Annotated in this window: 20 protein-coding genes; 3 read left to right on the forward strand and 17 right to left on the reverse strand. The window is 42.7% G+C overall.

Going from position 1 to position 18,965, the window contains the following annotated elements; genetic code table 11:
* Nucleotides 1-121 precede the first annotated feature (121 nt).
* Nucleotides 122-391: a hypothetical protein gene (locus FC87_RS00550; RefSeq protein ID WP_054689904.1), complete on the forward strand. Its 270-nt coding sequence runs from the start codon at nucleotides 122-124 to the stop codon at nucleotides 389-391.
* Nucleotides 392-524: 133 nt separating this feature from the next.
* Here FC87_RS00550 and FC87_RS00555 read toward each other — a convergent pair whose 3' ends face one another.
* The 12 genes from FC87_RS00555 to cdaA form a co-directional block, all read right to left on the reverse strand.
* Nucleotides 525-1,928, reverse strand: a complete 1,404-nt coding sequence (locus FC87_RS00555; RefSeq protein WP_054689902.1) for an FAD-dependent oxidoreductase — start codon at nucleotides 1,926-1,928, stop codon at nucleotides 525-527.
* Between the two features lie 125 nt (nucleotides 1,929-2,053).
* Entirely contained in the window at nucleotides 2,054-3,151 is a 1,098-nt protein-coding gene (locus FC87_RS00560; RefSeq protein WP_056961319.1) for a M24 family metallopeptidase, read from the reverse strand.
* Nucleotides 3,152-3,212: 61 nt separating this feature from the next.
* A complete protein-coding gene (locus FC87_RS00565; protein ID WP_081716739.1) occupies nucleotides 3,213-3,869 on the reverse strand; it encodes a class A sortase in 657 nt (218 codons plus the stop codon).
* Nucleotides 3,870-3,945: 76 nt separating this feature from the next.
* Nucleotides 3,946-5,349, reverse strand: a complete 1,404-nt coding sequence (locus FC87_RS00570) for an MFS transporter (RefSeq protein ID WP_056961322.1) — start codon at nucleotides 5,347-5,349, stop codon at nucleotides 3,946-3,948.
* Between the two features lie 201 nt (nucleotides 5,350-5,550).
* Nucleotides 5,551-6,945: an asparagine--tRNA ligase gene (asnS, locus tag FC87_RS00575; RefSeq protein ID WP_035422106.1), complete on the reverse strand. Its 1,395-nt coding sequence runs from the start codon at nucleotides 6,943-6,945 to the stop codon at nucleotides 5,551-5,553.
* Nucleotides 6,946-7,222: 277 nt separating this feature from the next.
* Complete coding sequence (locus tag FC87_RS00580) at nucleotides 7,223-8,269, reverse strand: lactonase family protein (protein WP_035422104.1); 1,047 nt, start codon at nucleotides 8,267-8,269, stop codon at nucleotides 7,223-7,225.
* Nucleotides 8,270-8,337: 68 nt separating this feature from the next.
* Nucleotides 8,338-8,652: a hypothetical protein gene (locus FC87_RS00585; RefSeq protein ID WP_009166913.1), complete on the reverse strand. Its 315-nt coding sequence runs from the start codon at nucleotides 8,650-8,652 to the stop codon at nucleotides 8,338-8,340.
* Complete coding sequence (locus FC87_RS07070) at nucleotides 8,633-8,794, reverse strand: hypothetical protein (protein WP_164476866.1); 162 nt, start codon at nucleotides 8,792-8,794, stop codon at nucleotides 8,633-8,635. The genes FC87_RS00585 and FC87_RS07070 overlap by 20 nt, the downstream gene beginning before the upstream one ends.
* Nucleotides 8,795-8,846: 52 nt before the next feature.
* Complete coding sequence (gene glmS / locus FC87_RS00590) at nucleotides 8,847-10,664, reverse strand: glutamine--fructose-6-phosphate transaminase (isomerizing) (RefSeq protein WP_056961324.1); 1,818 nt, start codon at nucleotides 10,662-10,664, stop codon at nucleotides 8,847-8,849.
* Nucleotides 10,665-10,821: 157 nt separating this feature from the next.
* Nucleotides 10,822-12,165, reverse strand: a complete 1,344-nt coding sequence (gene glmM, locus FC87_RS00595; RefSeq protein ID WP_054689897.1) for a phosphoglucosamine mutase — start codon at nucleotides 12,163-12,165, stop codon at nucleotides 10,822-10,824.
* A gap of 18 nt (nucleotides 12,166-12,183) precedes the next feature.
* Entirely contained in the window at nucleotides 12,184-12,930 is a 747-nt protein-coding gene (locus tag FC87_RS00600; RefSeq protein WP_054689893.1) for a CdaR family protein, read from the reverse strand.
* Nucleotides 12,927-13,775 (reverse strand): diadenylate cyclase CdaA, encoded by an 849-nt coding sequence (gene cdaA / locus FC87_RS00605; protein ID WP_082619186.1) that lies wholly within the window; start codon nucleotides 13,773-13,775, stop codon nucleotides 12,927-12,929. Before cdaA ends, FC87_RS00600 begins: the two co-directional genes overlap by 4 nt.
* 162 nt (nucleotides 13,776-13,937) lie before the next feature.
* Here cdaA and FC87_RS00610 point away from each other — a divergent pair, with 162 nt between their 5' ends.
* Nucleotides 13,938-14,594, forward strand: coding sequence for a DUF1361 domain-containing protein (locus tag FC87_RS00610; protein WP_009166918.1), 657 nt, complete (start codon nucleotides 13,938-13,940; stop codon nucleotides 14,592-14,594).
* Nucleotides 14,595-14,688: 94 nt separating this feature from the next.
* Here FC87_RS00610 and murB read toward each other — a convergent pair whose 3' ends face one another.
* Entirely contained in the window at nucleotides 14,689-15,591 is a 903-nt protein-coding gene (gene murB / locus FC87_RS00615) for a UDP-N-acetylmuramate dehydrogenase (protein ID WP_156656509.1), read from the reverse strand.
* Nucleotides 15,592-15,727: 136 nt separating this feature from the next.
* On the opposite strand from murB, the gene FC87_RS00620 reads away from it, so the two are divergent.
* Nucleotides 15,728-16,261 (forward strand): 3'-5' exonuclease, encoded by a 534-nt coding sequence (locus FC87_RS00620; protein WP_009166920.1) that lies wholly within the window; start codon nucleotides 15,728-15,730, stop codon nucleotides 16,259-16,261.
* Between the two features lie 34 nt (nucleotides 16,262-16,295).
* On the opposite strand, the gene FC87_RS00625 is transcribed toward FC87_RS00620, so the two are convergent.
* Genes FC87_RS00625 through FC87_RS00640 form a run of 4 tightly spaced genes read right to left on the reverse strand, consistent with a single transcriptional unit; the run spans nucleotide 16,296 to nucleotide 18,947 of the window.
* Nucleotides 16,296-16,790, reverse strand: coding sequence for a GNAT family N-acetyltransferase (locus FC87_RS00625; protein ID WP_054689887.1), 495 nt, complete (start codon nucleotides 16,788-16,790; stop codon nucleotides 16,296-16,298).
* Complete coding sequence (gene tsaE / locus FC87_RS00630) at nucleotides 16,783-17,265, reverse strand: tRNA (adenosine(37)-N6)-threonylcarbamoyltransferase complex ATPase subunit type 1 TsaE (protein ID WP_054689884.1); 483 nt, start codon at nucleotides 17,263-17,265, stop codon at nucleotides 16,783-16,785. The genes FC87_RS00625 and tsaE overlap by 8 nt, the downstream gene beginning before the upstream one ends.
* A gap of 4 nt (nucleotides 17,266-17,269) precedes the next feature.
* Complete coding sequence (gene pta / locus FC87_RS00635; RefSeq protein ID WP_009166923.1) at nucleotides 17,270-18,244, reverse strand: phosphate acetyltransferase; 975 nt, start codon at nucleotides 18,242-18,244, stop codon at nucleotides 17,270-17,272.
* Between the two features lie 10 nt (nucleotides 18,245-18,254).
* The gene (locus FC87_RS00640; RefSeq protein WP_054689881.1) at nucleotides 18,255-18,947 is read right to left on the reverse strand and encodes a uracil-DNA glycosylase; all 693 of its coding nucleotides are present in this window, start codon (nucleotides 18,945-18,947) and stop codon (nucleotides 18,255-18,257) included.
* Nucleotides 18,948-18,965 lie beyond the last annotated feature (18 nt).

Raw genomic sequence — 18,965 nt, forward strand, 5'->3', positions numbered from 1 at the left:
CCTTTTTATGGACTATGAGCTCCTAAAAAAAGATTAAATCTCATTCAATCTGATTGTCTTTTTAATTCATAATCGGTATGCTTAGGGTAGTATCATAACACTTATGAGGGGGTAAATAATAATGATAATTTTACATGCTTTAGTTGGAATCATCGCCTTTGCCGGTGCTGGGGTAATGTCAATTAGCTTCGCCGGTCATTTAAACCAGCTGTCCAAAGTTCAGAAATGGTCCATCATTATTACTGCTACTACAATCGGCATCACCGCTGTTTTAGGTTTATACTCATCTATGGGGATCATCGGAGCAGTTGTTTCGCTAATTTTACTAGCTGGCTTTGAGTACTTCTGCTTTTTCAAAGAACCAAAACAAGATCACGAATACTCACACTAATCTGGTCGCTTTAAAACCAATCAAGGTTCTTTTCCTTGGTTGGTTTTTCATTTGAGAATCACCTTTCAACCAAGAAAATCAAAAAGACACTCAATTAATTGAGTGTCTTTTTTGCTAAGCGCTTAAATTATGGTTACTTAGCTTCTTTTGCCTGAGCTGCTTGGGCTAAGATGTTCAAATAGTTCAATGGTCGGTCAAACTGTGGCTGGAACAACATGTCAACCATTGCTAAGTCATCGATAGTATTGTGATTTTGAATGCAGACCGATAGTACATTACCAGATTGCGAAACATCGTATTTACTAGTCAGAGCGCCCCCCAAAATGCGACGGGTATCTGGATCGTAAACCAAGGACATCAAAACTGGTTCCGTGGTCAACATGAACTCGGGACGATAGTTGTCCTCAACGATTACCTGGTGTGCCTTGATTCCTTGTGCTTTTGCAGCAGCCATGTTCAAACCAGTTGAAACGTATGTCCGTCCGTACAACATCAAGCCTGATGAAGATTGCGTACCGAGGTATTTTACCTTATCTTCTGTCAAGTTTTCTCCGATTAGCATTCCCTGTCGTACAGCATTCGTAGCTAACGGAATGTAAGCATTCTTTCCAGTTGGATTGTAGTGTACGGCAGCGCTATCCCCAGCGGCAAAGATATCATGGTTGGAAGAATGCATGTAGTCATCGGTGATAATGGCTCCGTTAGGCATCATTTCCACTTTACCCTTGAGTAACTCGGTGTTGGGTTTAAAACCAATACACAAGATGGCAATATCCGACTTAACGGGTAACCCAGGGATCCCATTATCCGGATTTACAAAAGATCCATGAGGTGATTTGGAACGCTGGTCTTCGGTTTTAACAATGATCCCATCATCAACTTCTTCAAAAGCAGAAACTTTAGTTCCAAGTACTAATTTAACGCCGTTTTGCTGATAATCATCAGCCAAAATGTCAGTAAATTTCTCGTCAAAGTATTTGTAAAGCACCCGATTAGCTCCGTCAATCAAATTAACTTCGTAATCTTGCTTTGAATAAGCCTCTGCTAATTCAGCACCAATGTAACCAGAACCGATCACAGTAATTGATTTTGCTTTAGGTGCTTCTTGGAATAATTTTTGTGCATCGTGCCAGTTTTTACACAAGTAAACCCGTTTGCTCTCGATTCCGGGAATCGGTGGAACAATTGGTAAAGAACCAGAAGTCATAATCAATTTATCATACGTATCTTCTGTTTCAGTTCCCGTTTCTAAATTCTTAACCGTCACCTTTTTCTGGTCCGGATCAATCTTTGTAACTAAGTGCTCCATTTGCACATTTGCACCCAAGGATTTTAGTTCTTCGGGGCTAGAATAAAAAAGACCCTTAGGATCGTTATTTTTAATTTCTTTTCCGAGATATAAAGCAATCCCACAAGATAAAAATGAAATATTATCATTTTTTTCATAAATCGTTACTTCGGCATCTGGATGGTTAGCTAACGTTTGTTTCACGGCAAAGGTTCCGGCGTGCGTACAACCCACAGCAATAACTTTCATGATTTCTACCCCTCTCAAATTGAGTGTAATCGTTTACATTTATATCATAGCACGTTGTGAAAAAGCGTACAATAGAATTGCTAGAAATTTAATTATTTTTTTAATCAATATGACCTTATTATTACTTAGCCAAATGTTTGTAGCTGTTTGGCTGTATGCGTAAATGGTTCACAGCCGGCGCTCGTCACCCGCACACAATCTTCGATACGCACTCCTGCCACGCCTGGAATATAAATCCCCGGTTCCAGCGAAAAACACATGTTTTCTTGTAATACTAAATCATTGCCTTCCATGATAGATGGAAATTCATGTTCACTCATCCCAACACCATGCCCTAATCGGTGAATGAAGTATTCACCATAGCCAGCTTTGATAATTACATCACGAGCAATTTGATCTAATTGAGCTGCCGTAATTCCTGGTCGCACTGCTGCCTGAGCTGCCAATTGGGCTTCTAAACAAACTTCATGAATCGCTTGCTGTTGTTTCGTTGGTTTTCCCACAGCAACAGTTCGACTAGCATCACTAATATATCCTTCATGTACTGTCCCTAAATCAAAAAGCACTAGTTCGTTTTCCTGAATCTTGCGAGCACTCGTATCACCATGTGGCTGGGAAGCATGGGCTCCTGCCTGGATTAACGTTGGAAAACTCATTTCCATCACGCCCCGTTTTTTCAAACGATATTCAATTTCAGCAGCAACGTCTGCTTCAGAAATCCCTGGCCGCACGGTTTCAAAACCGACTTGAAATGCAAAGTCGGCTTCCTGTCCCGCAGCTCGCAACTTTTCAAGTTCATCAGAGGTTTTAACCAAGCGGAGTTGCTCTACTAACGGGGTCAAATCAAATTCAAAAGTTGCTGCCGGAAATTCTGCTTGCAGCGCTTGCAACCGCCCCACTGTTAGATTAGCCTTTTCAATTGCAAAGTGGTGCAATGCTCGGTGCCGACTACGCAAGTGATCAGCAATCTTTTGAAATGGGTGCTCATGATCGAGATAACCTTCCACGGCATAAGGCCACCCTGACTTCTGAATGTCCTCGACCTCAAGCGCTGGCGCAAAAAGGAAGGGATCATCATCGGGAAACACAAATAATGCTAGAACCCGTTCAATCGGATCGCTACCAAATCCAGTAAAATACTGAATGTCCTCAAAGTTACTGATATAAGCTGCATCAACTTCGTGTTGCTGTAGTGATTGCTGTAACTCTTGTAACTTATTCATCTAATCATCCTCCTTTTAAATCTGGTCAAAAGCATAGCACACTACCAAAATTGCTGCTAGGTTACTCAATCAACTTTGCAGTTACAATTAACCGCCGAGTTTCTCCCGGATTACCTGATGCACATGTCACTAAAGTTAAGAGTTTTTGATTTGGATGGTCATCTAAGACCGAAACATCAGTTTCAGGAACAACTTTAATTTGACTAATTTGATAACGGTAATCATGCTTAAGATTCGTAATTGTGACCATCTGCCCTTTTTTAGCTCGAGAAAGCGGTGAAAACAACACGTTTGGATCCTTCATGTGATGGCCTGCCAAGGTATAGTTTCCCTGGCCCATTTTCTGTGACGCTTTCATGGTGCCCGCTCCGATAGTGAGGTTTTGCGTATTTAAGCCTTTAAAGATGGGCAGTTCGATGTTAAGCTCCGGGATTGAAATTTTGCCAATCGCCGCAGTTTGTTTTGCTTTTTGACTTTCTAAAAATGAATCATCAGAGACGGCCTTAACATTCTCATATTTATATTCAGCGCGTTGTTGCTGCCCCCGTTTCACCTCTGCATGAGAGATTTTTTCGACCTTCTGTTGTGATTGATGACTAATCCACCAGCTTTGTAGCTGGGAATTAAACACTAAGCCCAGACCAATCAGCAATAATATCGTGATCAAGAGATCTTTTAATATTCTTCGTACCCAATGATGTTGCTGTTTTCGTTTCATAAGCGCCCTCCAAGCAAAAAAGCCATTGATATTCAATGACTTTGCATTTACTCGTTATCTTAGCATATAACTAGGTTTATTTACTATGATCTTGCGTATTACGAAGTAATCCGGCAATCAGTAATCCAACCAGCGCAACTCCAAAGAACGTCCAGTACACCGCATGGAAACCAGCCTGATTAGCAGCTGCCAGTGATTTGCCAGCCGCCGTTCCCATTTTTGTAAAGTTAACTAGGATCAGGGTCGCAACCGCAACTCCAGTGGAACCAAGTACTTGTCGCACGGTAGTGATGACCGCCGTTCCGTGTGAAATTAATTGAGTTGGGAGCGAATTAGCACCTAACGTAACCGCTGGCATCATGACAAAGGCATTCCCACCCTCAATTAACATAGCAAGCGCAATCATGATCCAAATCTGGTGAATCGTTAATAGGGCTAGTAAGCCCCAACCAATTACAATCATCAACATTCCAATCAACATCGTTGGTTTGAAACCGATTTTATCGGCTAGTGTCCCAGTAATTGGATTTAAAATGCTCAATAGCGCCGCACCAGGCACTAACGCCATACCAGAAATGAAGGGAGTAACGCCCAGCACATCTTGATAGTAAAGTGGGAAAATGATGGTCACTACAATCAGCGAAATATATGAAAATCCAGTTAGTAAGACTGCTAAATCATAATTAAAAACCTTCATCACCCGCAAATCTAGTAATGGATTACTAATCGATAACTGGCGACGCACAAAGAGCGTTAGCAAAATTAGCGAACCAAGCATAATTATTAGTAGTACCGCCCCGTTAGCTTCTAATTTGCCAATCTCCGTAATGCAATACAGTACTCCAATCAAACCAAGCGAGTAGCAAATCGATAACCAATCTAACTTAGTGGCAATTCGAGGCATCACGTCGCGCATGACCAAGAATGAAACACCTAAAATCAAGGTGATCACCACCATAAAAAAGACAAATAATCCCCGCCACGTCGTGTAATTCAACACAATCCCAGAAATAATTGGGCCACATGCTAGGGCCGATCCCATCACTAAACCAGCAATCCCCATGATGGTCCCACGCTTTTCTTCTGGCGTAATCTCTAATAAAACGGTCTGATAGGAAGGAAATAAGACACCAACGGCCATTGCTTCCATCACTCTTCCCACCAGCATTACCCAAAAAGTGGGAGCTGCCAAAATAATCAAAGTTCCGACATCAAAGAGTACTAAAACACTAATAAACAAGGTTTTAAAGCTCAAGTTGTTCAAGAGCCAGGGACTAATCGGCATCGTAATACACATTACAATCATAAAACCAGTGGTTAACCACTGAACCGTATCTGCAGAAATCCCAAAATAATTAATAAGCGTCGGATAAGCCGTTGATAATGACGACTGACTAATCGACATCGTAAACGTTCCAATCAGCATTGTAACGATAAACCAAAATCGCCAACCGGAACTCATTGCCTGTTTCGTTTCCATTTACAAGTTCCTTCCTTTTTTGAATTTTTCCAAAGTTAATTATACTCCATGTTGATCTTTAAAAAAAGGAGACTTTATCAATCGCACAATCATTTAGCTTGCAACTAATCATTAAATAATCGTAATCCTGGTAGCCAATTAACCATCAAAAAAGCCCCCTAAAAATGATTTTGGGGGGCTTGTGGTCATCAGTTAACACCTTTAAAATTGAATATTTCCCTGGATTCGTGGAAAGGGAATCACGTCACGAATATTATCCATTCCCGTTACGTACATCAATAACCGCTCAAAGCCAATCCCAAAACCACCATGTTTGGCTGCTCCATAGCGACGAAGGTCAAGATACCACTCATATTCAGATTGAGGTAACCCAAACTCTTTCATTTTGGCTGCTAAAACATCCGTCCGTTCTTCGCGTTCACTACCACCGATCAACTCTCCAATCCGCGGAACTAACAAATCGGCGGCGGCCACCGTCCGTTGATCATCGTTATCGCGCATATAAAATGCCTTGATTCCACGTGGATAATCAGTCACAAAGACGGGACGCTTAAAGATTTCTTCAGCTAAATATTGTTCATGTTCTGCTTTTAAATCAATTCCCCATGCCACTGGGAACTTAAAGTCAACGGGAGCCGCTTGTAACCGTTCAATTGCTTCTGTATAAGTAATCCTAGCAAATGAGTTTTGAAGGGTTGCTTGTAGTCGGGCTAACAATTGGTCATCCACATTATCATTCAAAAATTGGAGATCTGCACTGGCATGTTGTAATAAATATTCAATGACGTATTTCAATAAGGATTCCGATACATCGAGAATATCAACTAGATTAACAAAAGACATCTCTGGTTCAATCATCCAAAACTCAGCAGCATGTCGCTTAGTATGAGAATCTTCAGCCCGAAAAGTTGGACCAAAGGTATACACATTACGAAAGGCCATCGCAAATGCTTCTACCGGTAACTGTCCACTAACCGTTAAATTAGTTTCCTGACCGAAGAAATCCTGGTTAAAATCAAGTTTTTTATCGGCCGTCTTGGGGGGATCATTCGGATCAAGGGTCGTTACCCGAAACATCTCCCCGGCTCCCTCTGTATCACTACTAGTAATGATCGGGGTATTGACATACACAAAATCATGATGTTGTAAATATTCATGAATTGCAAACGCCGCCTGCGAGCGAATCTTAAAAACCGCATAGAAAGTATTCGTGCGAGGGCGCAGATGCGCAATTGTGCGTAAATATTCCCATGAATGTTGTTTTTTTTGTAGCGGATAATCATTGGCAGCAACCCCGGCAGTCGTGATCGTTTGAGCCTGTAGCTCAAACGGTTGCGGAGCTTCTGGGGTTGGCACCAGCTCCCCTGAAATCGTCACTGCCGAAGCAATCGAAAGTTTCGTAATTTCTGTAAAATTTTCAAGCTGACTGGCTTTGGCAATCACTTGTATATTGCGAATGTAAGAACCATCGTTAACTTCTAAAAAAGCAATTTTTTTAGAGGAACGAATAGTTCGAATCCAACCAGAAATTTGAATTTGATGCTGTTTTTGCCCCTCGTTCGTTGTATATAAATCTTTAACTAAAACATTAGCCATTTGCTACTCTCCTTTTTGGATACAAAAAGACCTCATCACTAGGGACGAGGTCTTCGCGGTACCACCCAAAATTGCCTATCAACTGATAAGCCAGCTCAGTTTTTGATAACGGTCAAAAGCCGGCGGTCTAGTTAACCACAACTTCAGGGTGTTTTTCACTCGAAAACTCAGTTCCGCTCGCACTATCCGAAACTCGCTATCATTTGTTAATCGAACTACTATTCCTGATTAGTCATTTTCAAAAGCAAGTGTACTTGATTTATTTATAAAAAGCAACTTAATTTTTCCGTAAAGCGACACAAGTACCCTCTGGGACCTTGAAATTATCCTGTAACATTGTTAACTTACCTGTGTCGCGATTTCTGGCAAATAACGATAAATTATCACTCTCTTGATTGGCCACTACCACGTAACGCTGATCGCAATTAAAGTTAAAATCACGCGGAAATTCACCACCAGTCGAAATTAGTTGCACCTGCTTAACACTACCATCAGGCTGAATCGCAAACACTGCCAACGTATCATTTCCTCGATTGCTAACGTAAACAAAGCGATGGTCTGCAGAGATGTGAATGGCTGCAGCACCATTATGCGTCGTCCAGTCGGTAGGAATCGTCGAAACAACTTGTTGAACCGTTAGCTGCGCCGTTTCCTCATCATAATCCAACACGGCTAATTCGCTACTCAATTCCCCAACTAGGTAAACTTTTCCGAGTTCTTCCACGTAATCGGCATGACGAGGACCAAAACCGGGACTAGTCTGCATTTGGTTAACCAAGTGTAACTTGCCAGTATTATCTAGATCATAGCAATATAAGCGATCGAGTCCTAAATCACAGACTAGCACCCGTTGGTCAAACAATCTATCCGCATAGTGAGGGTGCGGACCATCTGCCTGTTCTGGTTGTGGTCCGACCATTCCCTGATCCTGAACTCGATCAGTCTCTGTCAGGGTCTGATCTGAATTAATTCGATACACCGTAACCACTCCAGAATGATAGTTTGCACTCAGTACTAACTGACGCGTCTCATCTACCGTTACGTATGCCGGACTGCTACCAGGTTCCATCACCTGTTGCAAGCTAGATGCTGGTAGCGTATTACCATCTAACCCCACCAGACCACCATACGGTTCCGCTTGTGAATCATCCCGATTGATAGCATAAATGACATGCTGGTTAGATTCTGCCAGATAAGTCGGTGAACCCGCTTTTCCGACCAGGGTCAGATTTTGCAGTCGTTCTGTTTGCGTATCTAATTCTACTTGATAAATTCCTTCGCTACTTTTTCTCGTATAAGTCCCAATTAAAAATTTTTCCGTCATCAGTTGCCTCCCGCGATCTTTTTTTGATTATTACATAAAGTCAGCGTGTGGTAAAGTTAGCAATTTTACTAACCAATGTGGTTTTCTTTTAAAATCTGGGCAACCTCAGTCTCCATCTCAGGAGTCCGTTTCCATTCCTCAAACTGGGGAGTTTGCTCCGTTGGCATTGTAAAGTTAGCGTTCAGATAGTGCTCATATTTTTGGACGTGAATTGAATGCGGGATGTTTAACTGTAGAATTCGAACCTGTTGCAACTGTTTGCGCTCCACCGCTAACTCAGCTCGCCCATTTTGAACCATATTACTGATTTCTAAATACTTAGACCCATCCAACCGGGTGATTTCTTCAATCAAGGTCAAGGTTTCATGACTTTTTAGTGACATACTGATTTCTCCCGTTGCTGTTTTTTTCTACAGATGCTCCCCGACGTTTAGCACTCAGGCGATTCTGCTGATCTTTGAATTTTTCCCACGTGCTCTCCTTGCGATCATGCTTCATAAACTTCGTTTTTTTTGTGTATTTCATAGTTACTACTTCCTAAACGAAAAAAGAATTGCACTAACAATTCTTTTCATAATTATTCTACCGTCACACTTTTTGCAAGATTTCTTGGCAAATCAACATTAAGTCCCTTATTAAGACTGGTATAGTATGCCAATAATTGAGCGGGCAAAACACTTAAAAGTGGTGTTAATAATTCGTCAACATCAGGGATCACAAACGTATCCCCTGCTTCTGAGAGACCTGCTCGCGCAATTACAAACGTCTTCGCTCCCCGCGCCTCCGTCTCAGCCAGATTACTTCGAGTTAAGCTGGCAGTCCGACTAGCAGTAATAATCCCAATCACTGGCGTGCCGGCTTCAATCAAAGCAATCGTTCCGTGCTTCAGTTCTCCGGATGCAAAACCTTCTGCATGTACATACGAAATTTCCTTTAATTTGAGCGCCGCTTCGATAGAGACCGTATAATCAATGCCTCGTCCGATATAGAAGGCCTGCTGAGCGTTAACAAAAGCATCTTGGGCTACTTTTTCAATCTGATCCTTTTCATCAACAATCATTTGCATCCCCTGCGCTACCAATGCAAGTTGTTGTTTCAGATTAAATTGACGTGCAACTGCACGATTAAGGTGTTCTCCGACTGCTTTAGCTAAAATGGCTTCTAAGGCAATTTGGGCAGTATAAGCCTTGGTTGAGGCAACCGAAATTTCAGGTCCAGCATCTAATAGTAGCGTGAAAGTTGCCTCCCTGGAAAGCGTTGAATTGGCAACGTTTGTAATCGTTAAGCTTGGATAGTGCTGTTGGTTAACATTTACCAATACTTGGCGACTATCTGCAGTTTCTCCACTTTGGGATAGGAAGATAAAGAAGGGATGCTCAGAAAGTAAGGGTTCATCATACGCAAACTCAGAAGCCACCCGAACCTCCGTTGGAATCCCGGTCAACCGTTCTAACTGCATTTTCCCGACTAAACCTGCATGGTAGCTTGTCCCTGCTCCTACTAAGTAGATTCGATCGGCATTTGCCATTGCTTTCAGTAACTTCGGGTCAAGGACTGTTTGTCCATCTTGACTAAGGTATTTAGCGGAAAGACGTCGCATCACGTTGGGCTGCTCATCGATCTCTTTCAACATGTAATAAGGATATGTCCCTTTATCAGAAGCACTTGGATCAACATTGACCGTAAATTCCCGGCGAGTAACCAGTTGCCGCTTTGAATCATAGATTTGCAGCTGGTCAGCTTTAACCACACAAACATCTCCGTCCTCAATTTCCACAAATTGATGCGTTACATCCAGCATCGCAATCGAATCAGAACAAATCACATTACAATTGGTTCCCCGTCCAATTAACAGTGGGCTCTTGTTTTTCGCCACGTAAAGAGCCGTTGGGTCTTTTCGATCCATCATTACCATTGCATACGATGAATCTTTCAACAAACTAATTACCTTAAAAAAAGCATCTTTAGTTGATAGGTGATCGATCGTCACAAACTTGTCAACCAACTGTACAACCACTTCGGTATCAGTCTGACTTTTAAAACTCACTCCTTGTAGGTACTGATCTTTGAGCTCCTGAAAATTTTCGATCACTCCATTATGTACCAGATAAAATCGTTCATCGTCAGAATACTGCGGATGCGCATTTTCAACCGTAACGCCACCATGCGTTGCCCAGCGCGTATGACCAATCCCAGTAGAACCTTGATCAGCAGCAGTGAGTTTTTTTTGTAAATCATTAATACTACCAGTAGTTTTAACTAGATGAGTCTGTTGATCAGCCGTTTCAACAAAGATTCCCGCAGAATCATAGCCCCGGTACTGTAATTTTTCCAGTCCCTGCACTAAAATATCAGTCGCCTTTTGATTGCCGACAACGCCTACTACTCCACACATAATTGTATCCTCATTTCAAATTGGTATAGATGTATATTTTAATTTTTAAGTTTAACAACCACTACAATGGTAGTATTTTGTGAGATTGTTGTCAAACATTTTGCCAAATTGGTCTACTGGTTAAAAAAGAACAGTTAAAAAACTGTTCTCCAAAAAGCTAATTTAATTGTTTAACCACCTGTGCGATTTTTTCAGCGTACCGTTGACTTTCCTCTTGAGTTGGCGCCTCAACCATAACCCGCAGTAATGGTTCCGTCCCACTCGGGCGAACCAAAACCCGACCATTACCATTCATTTCAGTTTCAACCTGATCAATTGCTTGTTGGACTTCTGGATGGTGCAGGGCTTGTTCTTTATCAGTAACCGTCACGTTTACTAAACTTTGAGGATATTTTTGTACTTCGGCTGCCAGTTCAGATAGGGATTTACCCGTCTCTTTCATGATGGACATTAATTGCAAGCTGGTCAGCATTCCATCGCCTGTAGTATTAAAATCGAGGAAAACAATGTGTCCTGACTGCTCCCCACCTAAGTTATATCCATCAGCTTTCATCGCCTCGACTACGTACCGATCACCAACTTTAGTTTTGACACTTTGCAAACCATGGGCTTCCATGGCTTTATACATCCCGAGATTGCTCATTACCGTAGTCACAATCGTATCTTGTTTTAGTCGACCATGATCATCAAAATATTTCCCACAAATGTACATAATCTGGTCGCCATCAACAAGGTTTCCCTGCTCATCAACGGCAATGCATCGATCACCATCACCATCAAAAGCAATGCCCAGCTGTGCTCCTTCGGCAACTACCTGCTTTTGTAATTGTTCTGGATGCGTGGATCCAACCTGCTGGTTAATGTTGATCCCATCAGGAGTCGTGGCATTGGTCGTAAAATCAAGATCAACATCAGCGTACAAACGAGGAACAAGCGCACTAGCAGCCCCGTTAGCTGCATCAACACACACTTTGAGACCCTTAAGATTATCTGGGATTGTCTGGGCTAGAAAATGTAAATATTTTTGTCCAGCTTCCGTATAATTATCGGCAACTCCCAATCCGGTTGCAGCCGGACGCGGTAAATCATCCGTGGGACTCTCTAACATCGCTTCAATGTCTGCTTCAATCTCATCTGATAACTTATAACCATCTCCACCAAAAAACTTAATACCGTTGTATTTTGCCGGGTTATGTGAGGCGGTAATCATTACTCCCGCATCAGCATTTTGATCCCGAACGAGATAAGCAACTCCTGGAGTCGTGATGATTCCTAACCGAATAACCTCGATTCCAACCGATAGTAATCCAGCGACTAAAGCATCTTCAAGCATCTGTCCGGAAATTCGGGTATCTCGAGAGACCAACACTCGGGGCTGGTGGTCAGTGGCACTCCGCTTAGTCAGTGCATATCCTCCCGTTCGTCCGGCTCGAAAAGCCAGTTCGGGCGTTAAATCCTGATTGGCAATTCCACGAATTCCATCTGTTCCAAAATACTTCATAGTCGCTCTCCATTCGAATTATTGTTCATTTTTTTCAGCTTGTTTGGGGACTTCTGTGGTTTGATCATCCTTAGCGATTTCAAGTTTCACCTTGGTCGTCGAGGGCGAGATCACAACGTTCACCGTTTTTCCATGAAGATCCTGGGCATCAATTACCGCCGTCGTCAGCGTTGTTTTATTAATTGGTTTTTGAAGGTTAACCTGTGCTACCACTTGCTTAATCCGTTCGATTTCATCGATCGGTCCCGTGATATGAACTTGCTGGACCTGCTGGCTGGTTTTTACAACGTGATGTCCCGTGGCAATTTGATTTTTATCATAGGCAGGTTTAACCGCATAGGTTTTGGTTGCTCGTTTTTGCAAGTTAATTTTAATTTTATCTGGATTAATTTTAGCATTAATCTCTGAATTAAGCCCAGCTGGTTGCAGTTTAACAACATGCTTTCCTGGTGTCAAACCAACTAAATTGGCATTAACTTTAAAGTTTTGGGTGTTGGCAGTCGTTGTCACCAAAGCTGCTGGCCCTTGAAGAGTTACCTTGACTTTGTCTGGATAGCCAATCACAAAGTAGTGGTCGGAATTTACGTTTAATTGCAATGGTACCTCCACCGTTTTCCGAGTCACTGCAGAAATCTTTCTGCTAGTTTGGCTCGGGGTATGATAGGTATTTCCTAACTTATCATCATGTACCATAAAAAACAGACCCATTACAATTAAGAAAGATACAATCAATGCAAAGGTCTTGCTATCATAAAAATGCTTCATTGCTTATCACCCCGAAAATGAGTGCGGACAAAATCAACGGCCTCTGCCAGCAGCGAACGATGGGGTTTTTGCGCTTTTCGAATCAGTTGACTACGCAAATATTTTAGATAATCAGCTTGCGTCATGCCACGCAATAATTCGTTGTTTCGCGTAATTGAAACCTCTCCCGTCTCTTCTGAAATTACAATGGTAATCGCATCCGTCACCTCAGAAATACCAACTGCTGCTCGATGTCGCGTTCCAAGTTCCTTTGGAATTAAATTACTTTGAGAAAGTGGCAAATAGGCTGCGGCCGCCGCCACCCGACCGTCTTGAATAATCACTGCGCCATCGTGTAGTGGGGTATTCGGGATAAAAACGTTGATCAAAAGCTGACTTGAAATATCAGCATCCAATGGAATCCCGGTTTCGATATACTCTTCTAACCCGGTTTTCATCTGGATCGCTATCAAGGCCCCAATCCGTCGTTTTGACATATATTGAATCGCACTATCCAAAGCTTGAATCATTTTTTCCGTCTGAACCTGTTCTTGTTGCAGCTGATTAAACACGGAGCGTTGTCCTAATTTCTCTAAGCCCCGTCTGATTTCAGGCTGAAAAATCACGATACAGCCAATAACTCCCCAATTAATCACTTGATCCAAAATCCATGAGGTCATGGTGAGTCCTAGATACCAGCTTGCTACCCGCGCCAGAATTAAAATAATAATTCCGCGCAACAGCTGAATTGAACGGGTTCCGCGCAGCAACATAATTAGTTCATAAATTAAAATCCAGACTACTAAAATATCAATCAAATTGCTTAAGTTATGTAGTGTCAGGAGTCGATCCCATGCAATTCCCATTCCAAAGTTTCCTTTCAACTAGTTTCTCAGTTTATTATAGCACGCCCGACCCATTGATTTATAGGTAAGCGAGCGAGCTCAATCAGAATAAATTAGATAAAATGATAGTTTTTTATTAACTTTTGCGGTTTAATTTAAGTAAAACATCATGAGGTGCTGAAAATGACAATTAGCAAAAAGTGGCAGATCCGAATTTTCTTTCTTATCTGGCTCATTTTTATCAAACTGTTTATTAGAGAGTCATTGTTTGGATTTCTGTTGCTAAATACGTTTCTAGGTTACATTCCAATCGAACTGAGTTTTCACATTAAAACCAATTCTAAACAACAATCAGCGCTGGTCTTTTGGCCCCTAACCATTGTTTGGCTGTTATTCTATCCTAATGCTCCATACATCCTAACTGATCTCCTACACCTATCCTGGTTGAATCCAAATGATTTAAACGGGATGTTAAAACTTGATGGTCACATCTGGTTCTTATATACTTGCTTGCTAATTAGTGCTCTCACCTGTGCCTTTATCGGGTTCTGGGGATTACTCCATGTTGCTCGCTCACTGGACAATCGCTTGCACTTAAGCTCAGAGCTATTTGGCTTTCTTACCACCTGTGGTTTGATCTTTCTAACTTCAATTGGACTTTATATTGGTCGTTTTCTGAGAGTTCATACGGTCTATTTAATTATCAAGCCAAAATTTTACGTCGACCTCTTTCTTAACATGTGGAACCGGCAAATGATTATTTTCGTCATCATGATGACCATTATTCAACTAGTAATTTACTGGATCTATACTCTCATTACCGCTGCCCAACAAGATTAATTTGCTTAAAGAAGAGCCGTCTCACTGGAGATTAATCCCAGTGAGACGGCTCTGTTAGTTTTTTAAATTTAACTATCGGATCAAATCACGAGTACTACTCTGGTTCTACACCAATCACGCGGACTTCTGTTTCTAACTTCACCCCAGTCTGGTTATAGACGGTCTGTTGGACATGCGCAATCACGTTCAGATAATCTGTGGCAGTTGCTTGGTTAACATTCACAATAAAACCTGCGTGCTTTCGTGATACCGCTGCTCCTCCCGACTGATATCCTTGTAATCCAGCTTCGTGAATAAGTTTTCCCGCAAAATACCCCTTCGGGCGCTTAAAAACACTGCCACATGAAGGATACTCGAGTGGTTGTTTTGATTTTCGCAAATAATTTAGGTGATCCATTTCTTGCTGAATCAAGTTCCGAATTCCTGACCACAAGCGAAAGGTTGCTTGCAAAACCACCATTTGCGAGGCTTGCACTGCACTGTGGCGATATGAAAAATCTAATTCGGCATTGTCTAACCGCTTAAGTTCGCCCTGTTCAGTTAACACCAGAGCACTTTCTAACACTTGTGCGGTTTCACCACCATAAGCTCCCGCATTCATGTAGACCCCTCCACCAACACTTCCGGGAATCCCTGCAGCAAATTCTAATCCAGTCAATCCTGCTCGTTGCGCCGCCTTAGTAGCTGCAATGTAAGCAGCCCCTGCATCAGCTATCACCCGTTCATCAGTAGTTTTAATCTGATCCATCTTGGTTAAGATCATGGTTAACCCCCGAATGCCACCATCTCTAACAATCAAATTGCTGGAGTTTCCCAGGACGGTCACTGGCAGTTCCAAGTTTCGTGCAGTTTCTATGAGTTGCTGAGTTTCCGCAACCGAACGCGGAAACGCTAAAAAATCAGCTGGACCACCAGTTTTGGTCCACGAGTAATGTGATAACGGCTCATCTTTTAAAATCTTAATTGTGGGTAGTAAGGTCGCGATATCTGTTGTCATTGTCATTAGTTCCTTTCACGCATTACCCCTATTTTAGCACGCGAACCCCATGAAAACCACGAAATCATGATATACTAAAAGCAACTTGACCAACTTAATTGTCTATCAAACTATCTGCCTAAGGGGGCCTTTAATCGTGAACTTCGTTGCTATTGACTTTGAAACAGCAGCTGGGCAACGGGCTAGTGCTTGTTCGATCGCCCTAACCGTTGTCCGTCAAGATCAGATTGTCGATGAATTTTATTCATTGATTAATCCAGAGCAAGAGTTTTTCTGGCGCAACGTTCAGATTCATGGCATTCACGCAACTGACGTAGCTACAGCACCAACATTTCCCGCCGTCTGGGAGATTATTCGCCCGCTTTTTCGACCGGATCGGCTAATCGTTGCCCATAACAATCGCTTTGATAACAGTGTCTTGACTAGCAGTCTAAAACGCTATCACTTGCCAGCCGTTCACTATCAAACCATTGACACCGTGCAGACCTCTCAGAAATTTTATCCTGAACTTCCAAATCATAAACTAGACACCGTCAGCAAGCACTTAGGAATCGAGTTACACCACCATCATAACGCCCTTGATGATAGTCGAGCTTGTGCCAAAATCTTATTAGAAGAAGAACACCAGTTTAGCAGCCCGACGCTGGCCACTTTCATCACCAATATCTAAATCACGATCCTGGTTTCCAATTGCAAAGTCCTAATTAGCGAACTTTCTTTGCTTGGTTCCCACTGGATCGTTTTTTTATTTGCATCACGACCGTGGTAGGCGTGCTTTGCGTAATTTGAAATCCAAATTTTTCGTAAAGATGCCGAGCAGTCTGATTACTTCGATAAACCTCTAGCCAAACAGAAGTAAGCATGCTTTGGGAAAAAAACCAATCGAGCGCGGTCGCCATCAACGCCGTTCCAATGCCAAGTTGCTGATCAACCGCCCGGACTGCAATGCCCAGCTCACCGCTGGTAGGAGTAGTCGCCACAATTGAAACTAGCCCAACAAACTGATCTGAGCACTTGGCCACGATCAATACCGCCCTGCTAGAATATTTAATGGTTTGTAAATCAGCCGCTAGTTGCGCTACTGACTGGTTCAGATTAGCCACTCGAAATTGGGAAGTTTCTGCTGTAAGTTGTTTAAGTAAACTCAATACTGCTACTGCATCGTTGGCATCGGCGGCGCGCAACGTAACTTCACTCATCAGCTGGTCGTTTTAAAGTCGCAACTAGCTGGACAAACAAGGTTCCATGCGCAGTCAAGGTTAGAGTACGGGTCGCTTCGTCTTCCTGATCAGCTCGTTTTAAACTTACCCGCAAGTAATCAGCTGGTAACAAGTCAGCAATCCATTGCGACCACTCGATGACTAATACTCCGTCGCTGTCAAAGTATTCTTCAAGACCCAAATCAGCCCCGCCTCCGTTTTCCAACCGATAAGCATCCATATGATAAAGTGGCAGGCGTCCATCATGGTATTCTCGCATGATTGTAAAGGTTGGGCTCCGAACCAGTTGCTTAATTTCTAAGCCCGTTGCTAATCCTTTCGTAAACGTGGTCTTTCCGGCACCTAAATCCCCATCAAGTAAAATAACGGTTCCCTTGGGGAGTCGCTGAGCTAACTGTTCCCCCACTTGTTGAGTTTCCGCAGCACTATGCGTGATAATTTCTTTACTTTTCATCGGATCAGAGTGCCTGAGCGGCCGTAATCAAAGCCACTTTATAGACATCTTCACTATTACAGCCCCGTGACAAGTCAGAAACTGGTTTATTTAGACCCTGCAAAATTGGACCAATTGCTTCAAATCCGCCTAAACGTTGCGCAATTTTATACCCAATGTTCCCTGATTGTAGTTCCGGAAACACAAACACATTAGCCTGCCCCGCAACGGGTGAATCAGGTGCTTTTTGTGCTGCAACCGTTGGTACAAAGGCTGCATCAAATTGTAATTCACCATCAACTGGAAAATCTGGGTGTGCTGCTTGAGCTGCCCGTGTTGCTTGTTGCACTTTTTCAACGGCTGCTCCTGCTGCCGAACCAGCGGTAGAAAAACTCAAAAGGGCTACCTTGGGATCAATGCCAAAGAGTCGAGCTGTTTCTCCACTTTGTAAAGCAATTTCTGCTAACTGTTCTGCAGTTGGATCAATATTAATTGCTGCATCTGCAAATAAGTAGCGTTGGTTATTGCGTTGCATGACAAATGAACCACTAATCAGTTGCACCCCTGGCTTCGTTTTAATAATCTGAAGCGCTGGTCGCACCGTCTCACCAGTTGCATGGACTGCCCCAGAAACCATCCCATCGACATCGCCTCGATAAACCATCGTCGTTCCATAATAATTAGCATCTTTTAACCACTCTAAGGCTTGCATGGCATCCGTCTTTCCGGAACGCCGATCAACAATTGACTGTACCATTGCTTGTAATTGCTCTGCGTCAGTAGTTTCTGGATCGATTAACTTGATTCCGGTTAAGTCAAAGTTGCCATTTGCAGCAGCTTGCTGAATCTCAGCTGTTTTTCCCAATAATACTGGTAGCGCTAGCTGTTCCTGCTGTAGGCGACTGGCTGCTTCAATGATGCGAGGATCGTTCCCCTCTGGAAACACCAACTTAATTTCACGACCATGTAATTTGTTTTGTAGTCCTGCAAATAAATCCATACTATTTCTCCTATGCTTGCTTAGTAATCGTTGCTGGCAGTTGCCAATTAATCGGAGTTTCCCCCATTGCAGTCAGCGCGGCGTTTGTTTTTGAAAAGGGGCGGGAGCCAAAGAAACCACGATTAGCTGATAGCGGACTAGGGTGCGCCGATTGAATGACGACATTGGTTTTTGTATCAATTAGTTTGATCTTAGCACGTGCCGCTCGTCCCCATAAAATGAAGACTACCGGTTCAGCTCGTTGTGACAATTTGGCAATCGCATAGTCAGTCAGTGCTTCCCAGCCATGATTGCGATGAGAATAGGCTTGTCCCTGACGAACGGTGAGTACCGAATTTAAGAGGAGCACTCCTTGTTCCGCCCAACTTTTTAGATAACCATGCTGAACGGGCTTAATCCCCAAATCATGTTCAAGTTCGAGATAAATATTGCGCAACGATGGCGGGATCGAAACTCCCGGTGCCACAGCAAAGCTAAGCCCAATTGCTTGTTGTGGTTCATGATAGGGATCCTGCCCCAGGATAACTACCTTTGTTTTACTAAAGGGTGTCCACTCAAACGCTTGAAAGATATGTTGCATAGCTGGATAAACTTGGTGCTGATTATACTCAGTAACCAAAAAACGCCGGAGTTCTTGATAATATGGCTTTTCAAATTCCGGCTCGAGCACCGGCCACCAGTCGTTAGCAATAAATTGTTTCATGATTTCACCTCGTGCATA

It is taken from the genome of Fructilactobacillus florum DSM 22689 = JCM 16035 (genome assembly GCF_001436645.1).
Classification (GTDB): Bacteria; Bacillota; Bacilli; order Lactobacillales; family Lactobacillaceae; genus Fructilactobacillus; species Fructilactobacillus florum.